The following is a 13,776-nucleotide window of genomic DNA, read 5'->3' as shown; positions in this document are numbered from 1 at the left end:
ATCTTATGCCTCCTTCATTCCGATAAAGGACATCATGCGTCCCGTTTTCCCTTTGTCGCGGCGGTGTGAAAAGAATAGTTCATGCTCTCGTTCGGTGCATAATCCGCTGACTGAAATGTTTTCTTCCGGAATGCCGCAATGTATCAGAAGAAGACGGTTGACCTCTTTTAAATCAAGCTGATACTGGCCTTTTTCCGTTTCGCATATGGCGGATTCAGCCGTAAAGGGCAGCGCCCGCACTTCATTGATGACGCGGTCGTCGACTGTATAACTTCCCGCGCTGATGGACGGACCGATGACAGCCTGAATATCTGTTAAACGGGAGCCTTCTTCGTTTACCCAGCGTTCCGTCATGATGCGTCCGATTTGTTTGACCGTCCCCTTCCATCCGGCATGGGCAGCGCCGATAATGGATTTCACCGGGTCATAAAAATACAAGGGCACACAGTCCGCAAAACAAAGGGCCAAAAAAAGATTCGCATCTTTCGTGTAGAGCCCGTCCGTCCCGCGGAATGCGGAAGAATAGTCTCTCGCTCCTTTTCCTTTATCCCCGGCTGTCACGTGCCGGACGCGGTTTTCATGTGTCTGGTCGGCGAACACCCAGGAATCCAGATCAGTACCGCATAAGGACGCTATGACTTCACGGTTTGTCACAACATCATGAGCTTCGTCCCGGACGTGCAATCCGGTATTTAATGACTCATACGGAGGATTGCTGACACCGCCGTTTTTCGTTGTGAATCCGGCGATGACCTTTGTGTTAAGCTGATTCACACAGTTCCAGTCTTCTATCATGAGTGCCGAGGGGGTGGTAAGACTAAACGGGTGATATGTATTCATGGAGATCCAACCTTTCGACAAACATTAAAATAGCGTAATTTCCCACTCATTTTAACACAATTTTAAGCATACGTTTAGCGGCTGATTGAAAAATGAGATAAATAAATGTGCCGGAAACATTGAGATTTCCGGCTTTTTACAAGTAAAGGGAGGATTACGCTCCCCCCTTTGGTTCATTTACACGCACTAAGATGACATCTTCCCCAATTTTAACTATATTTCGCCAAGGAATGATCATTTCCTCTTCTTTTCCGAAAAAACCGAGAACTTTTCCGCTGCCGCCTAAAATAATCGCCTGAATTTTTCCCGTTGTCACGTTAATATCAATATCCCCGATGCTTCCGAGTTTTTTTCCGTTCGACACGTTTACCACATCTTTTATTTGAAATTCAGATATGCTGATCATCCGTATCACGCCCTTTGCCCGTTCTTTTTCCTATTATATGAACGGCCGGGCTGAACCTTGTCACATCGGGCAATCTTTTTTGCGGCTGCACCAGCCGAGAATAAATCTCAGCATGATTTTCGTATAGTCCATAAGCTCATCAACGGACACTTCCTCGTTTACGGAGTGGGCGTTTTTTAAATCGCCGGGGCCGTATATGACGCTCGGAATCCCGGCCTGATAAAGCCACCCTCCGTCTGTTACGGTTTGGGAAACATCAATGACGGGCTCCTGTTTTTTGACGGCTGAGTGTGATGCAGCCAAGACAGAAACTGCCGGATGATCCGGATCGATTTCCAGCGCCGGGAACACCTCCCCTCTGTCTTCAATCATCGAAGATCCGCCCCATTTGAACACCGGCCTGTTTTCTTTGAGCCACAGATCACTGTCAGCGACACGATTAATATAGTCTTCGATTTCTGCGGCTGCTTGTTCGTGCGTTTCGTTCGGATAAAAGTGGACGGTGATCCATAACCGGCATTCATCGGCGACAAACGCTGCGTGTCTTCCGCCTTCAATGACGGCGGGGTTGATCGTATTGGTGCCGGGCGCAATGCCGGGATAGCTTTTCGTTACCGCCCAGTGGCGCTCCAGCTCTCCCAAGGCAGTGATGATTTTCGCCATTTTTTCGATGGCGCTCGCTCCGAATGTGCCTCCGCCCGCATGAATCATATTGCGCCTCATGCCGTCATGAAATGTTTGTTTGCTTTTCAATTCTATCCAGCCGGTGATAACACCGCCCTGCCCTTGAATATGCAGGCTGCTCGTATCCGCGACAACCGCAAAATCCGCGTGATAGCCGCGTTTGCAGCATTCCAGCGTCCCCGCCTCGCCGACTTCTTCTCCGATTACAGACTGTACAATGAGGTCGCCCGGAAGCTTAATGCCGGCATCATGGATCAGCTTCAGAGAGAAAAGAACACACGCCAACCCCCCTTTCATATCAGCGGCGCCCCTTCCGATCAGCATGCCGTCTTTTACGAGCGGCTGAAACGGGTCAGAGTTCCAGTCTTCGCCCCCGGCTTCTGCCACATCAATGTGTCCGTTTAAAATCAGGCTTTGATGCCTGCTTGAATCTGTCCCTTTTAAAACACCGACTACATTCGGATCTTCCGGATACACATCCCACATATCGACCGAGCAGCCCGTTTCTTTTAAAAAGCCGGCCACCCACTTCTGAGCTTCTGCTGTATTTCTTGCAGGCGGAGCCGGAGTGGGAAAGGCTATCAACCTTTCAGCAATATGTATGAAGTCGTGCCTCCGTTTCTCCGCCTGGTGTAACAGCATATCAATCTGATGCATTGGAAATCTCCCCTTTGGCTGTATCAAAAAACCCGTTTCATTAAAATGAAATGGGTAAAAAAACGGATTTTCCTCCGCTTTTTTTCACCGCTTCCCTCCGCCGGCATGATCCGGATCAGGTCCGTTAAGGGTTGAGACCAACGTCTCTCTCAGCTGCATGTCAGCAGCACCCCCAGGGTGAATTGATGTTATTTGACGGATGATACCGCTTTTGCACGCGTTAAAAAAGGGCGGCCATTGTTCCATAAGACATTGACAGGCGTATCGAAAAACGCTGTAAGCCGCTCGTCAGAAAGCATATCCCTGATTTTCCCGGAGGCGAACACCTCGCCTTGTTTTAAAAGCAGCGCCTGATCAAATACCGGCAGAATTTCTTCAGCGTGATGGGTGACATAAAGGATGGACGGCGCATTTTCTTTTTCGGCGATCGACGTAATCGTGTCCAGCAGCTGCTCCCTTGCCATAAAATCAAGACCCGTCACGGGCTCGTCCAAAATCAGCAGTTTGGGATCAGCCATAAGCGCCCGCGCAATCAGCGCTCTTTGTCTTTCCCCTTGTGATAATGTTTCATACCGTCTGTCGGCGTAACTGATGGCGCCCAAATCCTTCAGAAGACCGATCGCTTTTTCCCTTACCTGCTCACTCGGAGTTTCGTACAGCCCGATTGAGGCGTACGCGCCGCTGAGGGCGATTTCAAAAGCGGAGTCCGCGGCATATAATTTGTGCTGAAGACCTGCCGAAACAAGGCCGATTTTCCTTCTGAGCCTGTCACCGAGCTCTGTTTTGCCGAATTGATGGCCGAGCACCTGCATCTCTCCTGAAGTGGGGAAGTAATAAGAGCATAACATATTCAGCAAAGCCGTTTTTCCGGCTCCGTTTAATCCGTACAGCACCCAATTTTCGTTTTTCTCAACGCGCCAGTTGATATCTTTCAAAATCCATTTCCCGTTTCTTTTTAATGACACACTGTCCAGCTGTAAAATCATTGCAGTTTCCCCCGTTTACTTTATTTAAATTTTCTAAAAACTTTTACACATTAGAATACATCACTTTTTTGCAAACGTAAACCATCGCATGAAAAAAGCCTTTAAACAAGGTTTAAAGGCTTTTTCCGTTATTGATGGATATTCTTATTCATTTGTTTAATGGCTGCCTTTTCAAGCCTTGAGACCTGAGCTTGGGATATCCCGATTTCCTCAGCGACTTCCATTTGGGTTTTCCCTTGGAAAAAGCGCTTTCGCAAAATCATTTTTTCCCGTTCGTTCAGTCTTCTCATGCCTTCTTTCAGAGCGAGCTCCTCAATCCATTGTGTATCCTTGTTGCGCTCATCGCTGATCTGGTCCATCACGTAGATCGGATCGCCGCCGTCATTATAAATCGGCTCAAACAGTGAAACCGGATCCTGGATGGCGTCAAGGGCAAACACAATTTCTTCATGGGGCACTTCAAGAACTTTGGCGATTTCCTCTGCTGTCGGCTCCCTGCTTGTCTCACTGATTAACCGCTCTCTTACTTGAAGCGCTTTATATGCGATATCGCGAAGCGACCTCGAGACGCGGATCGGATTGTTATCCCGCAAATATCTGCGGATTTCTCCGATGATCATCGGTACAGCGTATGTTGAAAACTTAACATTATGGCTTAGGTCAAAATTATCAATGGATTTCATTAGTCCGATGCAGCCGACCTGAAATAAGTCATCAACATACTCTCCTCTGTTGTTAAACCTCTGAATGACGCTTAAGACAAGGCGCAGATTGCCGTTTACAAGCTTTTCCCTCGCTGAATCATCGCCCTCATCCTGCAATTGCCTAAACAGCTTTCTCATCTCTTCATTCTTGAGCACCGGTAATTTAGAGGTATCCACCCCGCAAATTTCGACTTTATTTCTTGACACGTTTTTCCCTCCCACTAGGAGCTGCTGTACAACGTTAAGTATCTCCTCGGGTGGGAAAAATATGCACCGCCATTTTACAGAAATAAACATCCGGCGGCGGCAATCCTTGCAGCAGTAAGGGCTGTCAGATGGAAAAAATTTTACACCATTTTGTTAAACTCTTTTCTCAGTCTTTTGATAATCCGCTTTTCGAGCCGGGAGATATAAGATTGTGAAATCCCCATCATGTCGGCTACATCTTTTTGTGTTTTTTCTTCTTCTCCGACAAGCCCGAAACGCAGTTCCATAATCTGCTTTTCTCTTTCGTTTAATTGCTCAAGCGCTTTTTTCAAAAGTTTTTTATCCACATTGGCTTCAATGTCTTTTGTAATAATATCATCATCTGTGCCGAGCACATCCGAAAGCAGCAGTTCGTTTCCGTCCCAATCAATGTTCAGCGGTTCATCAAAGGACACCTCTGAACGGATTTTATTGTTTCGGCGCAAGTACATTAAAATTTCGTTTTCAATACATCGCGATGCGTAGGTGGCGAGTTTGATTTTCTTTTCCGGATTAAACGTGTTTACCGCTTTGATCAAACCGATGGTGCCGATGCTGATTAAGTCCTCGATATTGATGCCGGTGTTTTCGAATTTGCGGGCAATGTAAACGACAAGACGTAAGTTTCTCTCAATCAGGATGGCCCGCGCCGCCTGATCCCCGCTCGGCAGCTTTAATAAGAGCACCTGCTCCTCTTCTTTAGACAAAGGCGGCGGCAGCGCCTCGCTTCCTCCTATGTAATACACTTCATCGCTTTTCAGTCCGAGTTTCATCAGCCATTTATACCACAAATATGTCAGACGCAGCTTAAGTTTTTTCATCTTCCTCCCCCTTCTAAATACAACGCGTTTTGAGTATGATGAATAACAGACTTTTCGTCAGGAAACATGTTTTACAGCCTTCCCTGTCAGCATCTTCGGGTGAACGATTCCGTCAAACTCACCGTCCGCGGATAATGGCTTCGTGCTGATGCCGATCAGGCATTTTTCACATGCGATCATTTCATCTTTTGTTAAAATTGTGACGTAATCCGGCTTTAAACAGAGTAAAAATTGATTGTCCTGGCCGACGCCCCTGTATGGAATCAGCCTCAGCTTATCCGCATGACGGAACGAATCATCAAGCTGCTCTATCACTTCAAGCGGACTGGCGGATTTGATGAGGTCCGTTTCCTTTTCGCTGAGAATCGGAGCGAATTTGTCAATGCGGAGAATCATGACCGGCGTTTTCGTCAGCGGATCATACAGCTGATTCCCGGAATCCACCAATCCTTTCGCGCGGATTGTCTGTCCGCTGAATTCCGCCTGCACCATGACAAGTTCATCGTACTGAATGGACTTCGTCTCGATGTCTTCAATTCTCTTTTTCGAAAAAAACCATATGGCCGGAAATCCGATAACTACAAACATCCAGCTGATCGGGTCGCCGAATCCGGTCTGGCTTGTGACCATTACGCCTTGCTGCACAATTGATTCTGTTTGCAGCAGGGAATGTACGCCGATCATTCCCCCGCCGACGAGAAAAGTCGCGAAGTAAAAGGCGAACAAATTTTGAAAAAAGTATCGGAACCGTTTAAAGCCAAAAGCCGTAAGCACGATGACTACCGAAAACGCCATTTTTCCTGCCGGATGCTCCACAAAGGGAGAAACAGGCGTAAACATCAGAAGCACAATGGCTGACCCGATGAAACCGCCGGCGGCCACTCTTCTTTTTTTCACTTGGCGTTTTAAAATAAAGGCGGTCAATAAAAGCAAAAGAGAATCAAAACAAAAGTTCAACAGCCAAATGACATCCAGATAGATTTTCACATCTGACCCCTTTCCTCTTTTGTCTTACATATCTGTTTCTCTCTCTTGTTTCATAAGTATAAAGCAAGCTCTGTGGGAAAGTCTGTCAATTAATGTTGAGGGTAAAGTACAATTTTTAAGGGATAACCGTTTTATTTGTCGAGGGCCGAAAGGGTTGATTTTCTATTGTCCCCTTCAACTAAAAAAGCGCTGCCGTGATTTGGCAGCGCTCTGTTTTTACTCATTGATATAAAGTTTTCCTTTAGCCGTCTGTCTCGTTTCATTTCCGTAGTCATCTCTTGCGATAACATCAATTTTTGCTCCGCTTGCTTTGATGGAAGAAGCCGCCGTCCAGTAACCCTCATATCGTCCCGGAGAAATTTCTCTCAGCGGAAGCTCTGTTGCGTTTTGGCTCCCTGCCCGGGCGTTTGTCAGAGGCAGACGGATCACGAAGGAAGCGTCTAATTTCTTTCCGCTTGAAAAAGCGATTTTCACTGATTCTCCGGCTTTTAATTCCTTATCCGCTCCGGGAACCAATCCGGAAATGACGGGAGCATTGTAATTGACATCGATTACCGTCTTTTTCGTTGTTTTGTTACCCGCTTCATCTGAGGCCGTGACCTTGATCTCATTGCTGCCGTTTTCCAAAAGGATTCTCGCTTGATAAGAACCGTTATTTACTTCAGCTTTTTTTCCGTTCACCTTTACCCATTTTAAATGGGCGTCATAAGCTTCTCCTTTTACAGTCACTGCTTCTTTATTTGTTTTATCACCGTTTGCCGGACTGTCAATCGTCACATCAGGCTTATCCTCATCCAGTATGACCGTGACAGGGCGTGACTCGTCGGTTGACCCGCTGTCTGTCACAGATGCGGCTGTCAGCCGATTGGCATCTTTAGTGAGTGTGACACCGGCCTGGAAATTGCCGTCTGCATCTGCTTTTGTTTCTGCGGCGTTTTTACCGTTATTGGTAAGACGGACAGCGGTTTTTGGTGAAGCCGTTCCTTTCACCGTGATTGACTTCTTGTTTATAAATGACCGGTCTTCAGGCGACGTTATCTCAGGCACAGAAGCTTCGTAGTCGACCAAAGCCCTGATCATAAAGTTTCCGTCTGTTTTATCGGCTTTTGACCAGCGGCCGTCAAGGTATTGCCAGTTTCTGTTCGAGTACGGACTGCCGTCATCAGATGACAGGGCAGGTGTATAAGGATCGGGTTTCGTCTGGCGGAACACAAGATAAAAATCCTTTCCGACCGCGATTCCTTTTGAGCTGAGATCCACTTTGGTCCATTCGCCGTTTCGAAGCGCTTCAGCTTGGAACGGGCCGGCAATTTTGCTGCCAGGAGCTCCATCAGGGCCGGATGCATCATATACTTCTGCTTGAAATTCGGTACCGCCCGGATCAGGCCAGTCGGCGCCCCAAAATTTAAAAAGGCCTCCCGTCAGCATACCGTGTTCTTTTCCATCTTTGAGGGTCATCTTAACGGCAGATTTGCTGCCGGCTTTAAAATATGACAGCGCGGCTTCTTCCGTCCCGTTATCATAGGCGATTTCCCCTTCATAACCGACATACGGCTTAAGCTTGACGTTTTTTTCAGCATCTCCTTTGATGTCGACAGAAAATTCGCTATTGTAAAAGCCTTTTGCCGCTACTTTAATGGTGTAGGAGCCTTCGTACGCCTTAAGCGAATATTCCCCTTTATCGTTTGTCACCGCCGGTTCAATTGCGGCATCCTCGGCCACATAAAGCGCAGCCCCTTTTACCGGTTCGCCTGTGGACTGATTGGTGATGGTTCCTTTTAGCGTGCCGGACGGCATTTGCTCCAGTGTAAAGTCTGCCTGTGCGGTTTTGTCTGCTTGAACAGAAACTTGTTTCGAAGCGGACTTAAATCCGTATGCCTCGGCTTTCAGCGTATAGTTTCCCGCTTTATGTGACAGGCTGTAGCTTCCGCTTGCAGGGTCGGAATATACGGATTTCCCCGTCTCGGCGACACTGATTTGCGCTCTGAGCGGCAGGAGGTTTGTTTCACGTTTCACTCTTTTTCCGGGCGATTTCACTGCCGGTTTGGCCTGTTTCGGACTGATGGCTTTTTTCTTCAGGTGGCCGGGAGGTGTTTGTCTATTGTGTTTACTTTTTTTAGCCGCCTTGCCGAGAGGGCTGCTTGAAAGCCGGACATCATCGATATACCATCCGTCTTCATTGAGTACTTCGTCAGACTGCATATTAAACATGAGCTTTATGTTTTGGCCTTTATACGCAGATAAATCTGCCTCTTCATCATTCCATCCTGCGGAATCACCATTGTAAACGGCCGCCTGCTCCCAATTTGATTTCCCTTCCGGCAGAACGAACACATACCCGTAATCAAAAAATTCTTCGAGCTTGTGCCAGCTTTTAAATTGTAAAAACAGCCGCCCTGTTTCCGGAACTTGTATCGGAGGCATCACCAAATTCATGTTGGCCGAATCGGCATAAGGGCCGGACAGATTCGTCGCATACACTTTTTCTCCGGAAAATGCGGCGCCGGGCCCTGAACCCGGGATACCCCATTCCCATTGATCATGTGTCCCGTAACTGGACCAGCCCGCCGGCTGTGATTCAAAATCCTCTTTGTATCCCGCCGTAATGCTCGGTTTCACGTCAGCCCGGTACGTATCAGATTCTGCAGAATGACCTCCGAAATCTTTTATGGTCCATTTATAACTTATCTTGCTTCCCGTTACGTCCGGAATCTCCGCCTGGTATGTTCCCTTTTTTTCATCGCCGCTTTTTTGAACGGCGGCTGTCGTTTTCCACTCTCCTTCATCAAACTGATAGGAGAGGATCACCTCAGTTACGCTTACATCATCTTCTGCTGTAACCGTTAACGGAAGGTTTGTCCCTTTGTAAGCCTCTGAGACCGGTTCATGACGAAAGCTGGGCGGATTGTGATCTTCGCCCGCAGAAGATACCTTGCCTTCTACGCTTCCGATTCCGTCCGTTACGGCAGAAACGGCATCAAAAGCGTTAACGAGACCGTGGCCGTAACCGTTATTCGGTGATTCCGGAAAAACTGAATCTGTCAGCTTTTCGGCGGTGCGCGTCAAAACGTCTTCCATTTCATCGACCGTAATAGAGGCGTTCGCCTGCCTTAACAAAGCCGCCGTCGCCGCCACATGCGGCCCGGCCATTGAAGTTCCGTCCCAGCCGCCTTCGTATGTTCCTCCAGGAATAGAAGAACGGATATTCACTCCCGGAGCCGAAATGTCCGGTTTTGTTTCATGATACGGGGAGGGGCCTTGAAGTGAGAAATCAGCGAGTTTCTTGTCGATGTCAGTCGCACCTGTCGCAAATGCTTCAGGATAATTGGCCGGATTTGCGATTGAACCCGGTCCTCCCGGTGTAAATAAGTCTTCATTTCCCGCAGAGAATTCAGGAAAAATCCCTGCCGCTCTCCACGCATTCACCATATCGCGGTACCACTCGTCCATTCCCGAACCGCCTGCCCAGGAATTATTGACAACATCCGGCGCCATCTCGGGATGCGGCGTGCCGTTTTTATCTTTAGGCGCGAGCACCCATTCACCGGCATCCAAAATATCGGCATCGGTTCCTCCGTCATCTGAAAATGCTTTTACTGCGATCCATTTCGCCCCCGGAGCCACACCGATTTGATTTGAGCCGTCAGGTTCTGAACCCGTCATGGTCCCTGTTACATGAGTGCCGTGTTCAAGATCATCGTAGGGAGCGTCTTTATGGGACACGGCATCATACCAGTTCATTTCATGATTCGGCGCTGCGGGATTTTCAGGATCGTAACCCCGGTATTTTTCCTTAAGCGCGGGATGATCCCACTGAACTCCCGTATCAATGGAGGCGACAACCGTCCCGGTTCCGTCGTATCCTGAGGCCCAGGCCTGCGGCGCATCAATTTGGCTGATATTCCATTCGATGCCTTCCTTTGCTTTGATCTCTTTTTGTTTTTTCTTCATTTGAAAAGGAGCTTTTGATTGCCGTTGAGTAAGCTGACGTTTTTCATTCGGAAGAACTTTTTCTACTTCAGGAAATGAGGCGGCTTTTTCCATTACCTCTTTCGAAGCAGTGACTGCCATTCCGTTGACAATATAATAGGAATGGATGTGATCAGCCTTTCCTTTCTTTTTTTGTTTTTCCAAATATGTTTTCAGATTCTGCTGCGCATCATGAGCCGCCAGTTTTAAAGAAGAAACGACGGCTGACCGCTTTTGATATTCGGTTTCTGCTGCGGAAAGCGATTGAGACTCGGCATTTTTTTCTGCTTGTTTGACCGCTTTTTTCGTATTGGCTTTCTCTTTAAATTTGATAAGAAACGTGACTTTATCATTTTTTTCAAAACGCTTCTTGACTGAATCGGAAATCTTATGCTGAATGCTCTTAGAGGAAGAAAGATATTTGGTGAAAGAAACTGCCCCCGGTGTGCTGTTCGCTCCGGCTCCACCCGGAAACAACAGTGAACTGACGACAATCGCGCTTAAAACGGAGCCTGTCCATCTGTTTCTCGTTTTTTTCTTCAATCGTATCCCCCCTTATTTGGTAACGACCTATAAAATGTGTATCCCTCCTTCATAATTGGAATCGTTTGTCATTTCGATGCTGTACGTTAAATGTAGACAATCTTCCATTCAGATATTGTCACATTCTGTAGAAAGCCGTATGAAACTAAAAAACAATCAATTCGTCATAGGTATAAAGTTTCTTTTTTCACTGTATAGATCATGGGGGATAGGAAGGAAGACTGTGCACAAAAAAGAAAAAGGACAAAACCATGTGGTCTTGTCCTTTTTTACATCAGCCGCGTTTGTTGCGGTTTCTTAAAAATGTAGGAATGTCGAGAGCATCATCCGCCGGCTGTGATGTATGGCGGTTCACCGTGTTTTGATGCTGTGTTTCTTCTCGTTTCGGCTCACGTTTCGCAGCGTTTTGGCTTTGAGACTTCAATCCTTGGTTTAAATTCGGACGCTGCGGTTTTGAGTCATCTTTTTCCTGTTCGATAAAACCGGTCGCAATAACGGTGACGACGATTTCATCTTTCAGATTTTCATTGATAACTGAACCGAAAATCATATTGACATCAGGGTCAGATGCAGAAGCGACGATGTCGGCTGCTTCCTGCACTTCGTAGAGGCTCAGGTTTGTACCTCCCGTAATGTTCATCAAAACACCTTGCGCTCCGTCGATTGCCGCTTCCAGTAACGGACTGGAGATCGCCTTTTTGGCGGCTTCAGCAGCACGGCTTTCGCCCGTAGCGATCCCGATACCCATCAATGCTGAACCTTTGTTGGACATGATGGTTTTGACATCGGCAAAGTCCAAGTTGATTAAACCAGGCGTTGCGATGAGGTCAGAGATACCTTGCACCCCTTGGCGAAGCACGTTATCAGCTTCACGGAATGCTTCAAGCATCGGTGTGTTTTTATCGACAATTTCAAGAATGCGGTCATTCGGAATAACGATCAGTGTGTCAACGGCTTCTTTCATTGCCGTGATACCGCCTGCAGCCTGCAGCTGGCGTTTTCTTCCTTCAAATGTAAACGGTCTTGTTACGACACCGACAGTCAAAGCGCCCAAGTCCTTTGCGATTTGCGCGATCACCGGTGCGGCTCCCGTTCCGGTACCGCCTCCCATTCCGGCTGTAACGAACACCATGTCAGCACCTTTTAGCGCTTCTTCGATTTGTTCCTTACTTTCTTCAGCGGCTTTTTTGCCGACTTCCGGATTCGCTCCCGCTCCGAGACCGCGGGTCAGCTTTTCCCCGATCTGCATTTTCACTTCCGCTTTTGACAGGTTAAGAGCTTGCGCGTCCGTGTTTACCGCAATGTACTCTACACCCTGCACTTCATTTTCAATCATTCGGTTGACCGCGTTATTACCGCCGCCTCCTACTCCGATTACTTTAATTGATGCTAAGCCGTCTATGTTTGTTTCGAAATCCAACATGCTAAATCCTCCTAATCTGCCGAATGACTATCAATCTATTCCCAAAACATGCTTAATAGTTTTTTCATTTTGCTCGGTTTGTTGTGTTCGGCTTGTGTTTTTTGTTTTGCTTTTGGACGCTGCTGCGCCTCAGGCCGCTGATGATGTTCTTCTTCGTGAGAGACCGCGATTTCCTGCACGGCTTCTTCCGGCATATGAAAGCCTATTTTTCTTCCCTGAATTCTGGCATTTCGGCAGGCAAATTGTATCAAGCCGACACCCGTCATATACTGAGGGTCTCTTACACCGATATAATTCGGGCTTGCGACCCTTACATTGTGCCTCAGCACTTCCTGTGCCAATGAAAGCACTCCGGGCATTGCGGCCTGTCCGCCGGTCAGCACAAAGCCGCCGGGCAGATCTGTAATTCCCATCTGCTCAATTTCGGCTGCGGCAATCTCAAGAATCTCTTCCACTCTTGCTTCAATAATATTGGCAATTTCCTGCTGTGTAAAAGATTGCTTTTGATTCGTTCCTATGACGGTGACTTCAAATACTTCATCTTCTGAAGCCTCATCGTAGAATGCATGTCCGAATTGTTTTTTTACTCTTTCAGCCTCTTCGGTGGAAGTGCGCAATCCGATCGATACATCTTTCGTGATGTTTTCGCCTCCGAGCGGAATGACGGCTGTCTCCTTCAGGTGCCCCTGTTCAAATACCGCCACCGTCGTCGAGCCGCCGCCGATATCAATCATGGCGACTCCGAGGTTTTTTTCGTCTTTTGACAAAGCCGCCGAACCGGCTGCAAGCGGCTGCAGGCAGATATCAGTAATTTCAACGCCCGCTCTCTCCACACAGCGAAGTAAATTATGTAAGATCGTTTTGGAGCCGGTAATCAGCGTGCCTTCTACTTCCAGGCGCACGCCGAGCATTTTTTTCGGATCGGTAATTTCGTCTCTTCCGTCAACGATAAACTGTTTCGGAATGACGTCAACGATCAGCTGCTCGTGCGGAACCGACACGACCTGTGCCGCTTCCATTACCCTGCGGACGTCTTCAACGTGAATTTCTTTGTTTTCACTGGAAACAGCGACAACGCCGTTCGTATCTTGAATATGAATATAATTTCCATTAACGCCGACAATGGCTTTTTTCAGCGGAAAACCTACCATTCTTTCAGCTTGGTCAAACGCTTTTCTTATAGAATGAACGGTTTCATCTATATCAACGATTGAGCCTTTTTTCAACCCTTCAGACGGTACATTTCCCACTCCGATAATGTTAAGGGAATCATCTGTCATTTCTCCGACGATCACTTTTGTATTGGACGTACCGATGTCAAGACTGACGTAAAGTTCATTGTTGTTCATTCTATGGCACCTCCTCACATTTCGATCAAATTCTATTCTATTATTTGCGGAACAACAATACAATGAATGTGGCTTTACAAGTGTGTAACAAAAACAACAGCATCAACAAACTTTTATCTGATTTCTCACAATTTATGTTTAATGAAACTATTCGTTATATT

General features: G+C 47.3%; 10 protein-coding genes and 1 riboswitch. All 10 genes read right to left on the bottom strand.

Annotated features, from left to right (window positions below; genetic code table 11):
• Positions 1 to 3 precede the first annotated feature (3 nt).
• The gene (gene pgeF / locus G9F48_RS03335; RefSeq protein ID WP_238785798.1) at positions 4 to 840 is read right to left on the bottom strand and encodes a peptidoglycan editing factor PgeF; all 837 of its coding nucleotides are present in this window, start codon (positions 838 to 840) and stop codon (positions 4 to 6) included.
• A gap of 154 nt (positions 841 to 994) precedes the next feature.
• The gene (locus G9F48_RS03330; protein WP_003154415.1) at positions 995 to 1,246 is read right to left on the bottom strand and encodes a YlmC/YmxH family sporulation protein; all 252 of its coding nucleotides are present in this window, start codon (positions 1,244 to 1,246) and stop codon (positions 995 to 997) included.
• A 60-nt stretch (positions 1,247 to 1,306) separates the two neighbouring features.
• Positions 1,307 to 2,587, bottom strand: coding sequence for an acetylornithine deacetylase (locus G9F48_RS03325; protein WP_024085282.1), 1,281 nt, complete (start codon positions 2,585 to 2,587; stop codon positions 1,307 to 1,309).
• 75 nt (positions 2,588 to 2,662) lie between these two features.
• Positions 2,663 to 2,771, bottom strand: a riboswitch (TPP riboswitch).
• A gap of 4 nt (positions 2,772 to 2,775) precedes the next feature.
• On the bottom strand, positions 2,776 to 3,573 hold the full coding sequence (locus G9F48_RS03320) for an ABC transporter ATP-binding protein (RefSeq protein WP_031378757.1): 798 nt from the start codon (positions 3,571 to 3,573) through the stop codon (positions 2,776 to 2,778).
• 128 nt (positions 3,574 to 3,701) lie between these two features.
• On the bottom strand, positions 3,702 to 4,484 hold the full coding sequence (gene sigG / locus G9F48_RS03315) for an RNA polymerase sporulation sigma factor SigG (RefSeq protein WP_003154420.1): 783 nt from the start codon (positions 4,482 to 4,484) through the stop codon (positions 3,702 to 3,704).
• Positions 4,485 to 4,624: 140 nt separating this feature from the next.
• Positions 4,625 to 5,344 carry an RNA polymerase sporulation sigma factor SigE gene (sigE, locus tag G9F48_RS03310; protein WP_007409714.1) on the bottom strand — a complete coding sequence of 240 codons (720 nt, stop codon included), beginning with the start codon at positions 5,342 to 5,344 and terminating at the stop codon, positions 4,625 to 4,627.
• A gap of 57 nt (positions 5,345 to 5,401) precedes the next feature.
• Complete coding sequence (spoIIGA, locus tag G9F48_RS03305; protein WP_094246956.1) at positions 5,402 to 6,331, bottom strand: sigma-E processing peptidase SpoIIGA; 930 nt, start codon at positions 6,329 to 6,331, stop codon at positions 5,402 to 5,404.
• A gap of 216 nt (positions 6,332 to 6,547) precedes the next feature.
• Positions 6,548 to 10,843, bottom strand: a complete 4,296-nt coding sequence (locus tag G9F48_RS03300) for a S8 family peptidase (RefSeq protein ID WP_165409025.1) — start codon at positions 10,841 to 10,843, stop codon at positions 6,548 to 6,550.
• 274 nt (positions 10,844 to 11,117) lie between these two features.
• Complete coding sequence (ftsZ, locus tag G9F48_RS03295) at positions 11,118 to 12,266, bottom strand: cell division protein FtsZ (RefSeq protein WP_070081790.1); 1,149 nt, start codon at positions 12,264 to 12,266, stop codon at positions 11,118 to 11,120.
• A gap of 35 nt (positions 12,267 to 12,301) precedes the next feature.
• Positions 12,302 to 13,615, bottom strand: a complete 1,314-nt coding sequence (gene ftsA, locus G9F48_RS03290) for a cell division protein FtsA (RefSeq protein ID WP_071391863.1) — start codon at positions 13,613 to 13,615, stop codon at positions 12,302 to 12,304.
• Between the last annotated feature and the right edge of the window lie 161 nt (positions 13,616 to 13,776).

The sequence above is a fragment of the Bacillus sp. EKM420B genome, assembly GCF_011065565.1.
Lineage (GTDB): Bacteria > Bacillota > Bacilli > Bacillales > Bacillaceae > Bacillus > Bacillus velezensis.
This window is presented reverse-complemented; position numbering and strand designations above follow the sequence as displayed.

Excerpts from the sequence above, each read along its gene's own strand:
- G9F48_RS03330 (WP_003154415.1), bottom strand. The coding sequence starts at position 1,246 with ATGATCAGCATATCTGAATTTCAAATAAAAGATGTGGTAAACGTGTCG.
- G9F48_RS03325 (WP_024085282.1), bottom strand. The coding sequence starts at position 2,587 with ATGCATCAGATTGATATGCTGTTACACCAGGCGGAGAAACGGAGGCAC.
- G9F48_RS03320 (WP_031378757.1), bottom strand. The coding sequence starts at position 3,573 with ATGATTTTACAGCTGGACAGTGTGTCATTAAAAAGAAACGGGAAATGG.
- pgeF (WP_238785798.1), bottom strand. The coding sequence starts at position 840 with ATGAATACATATCACCCGTTTAGTCTTACCACCCCCTCGGCACTCATG.
- sigE (WP_007409714.1), bottom strand. The coding sequence starts at position 5,344 with ATGAAAAAACTTAAGCTGCGTCTGACATATTTGTGGTATAAATGGCTG.
- ftsA (WP_071391863.1), bottom strand. The coding sequence starts at position 13,615 with ATGAACAACAATGAACTTTACGTCAGTCTTGACATCGGTACGTCCAAT.
- ftsZ (WP_070081790.1), bottom strand. The coding sequence starts at position 12,266 with ATGTTGGATTTCGAAACAAACATAGACGGCTTAGCATCAATTAAAGTA.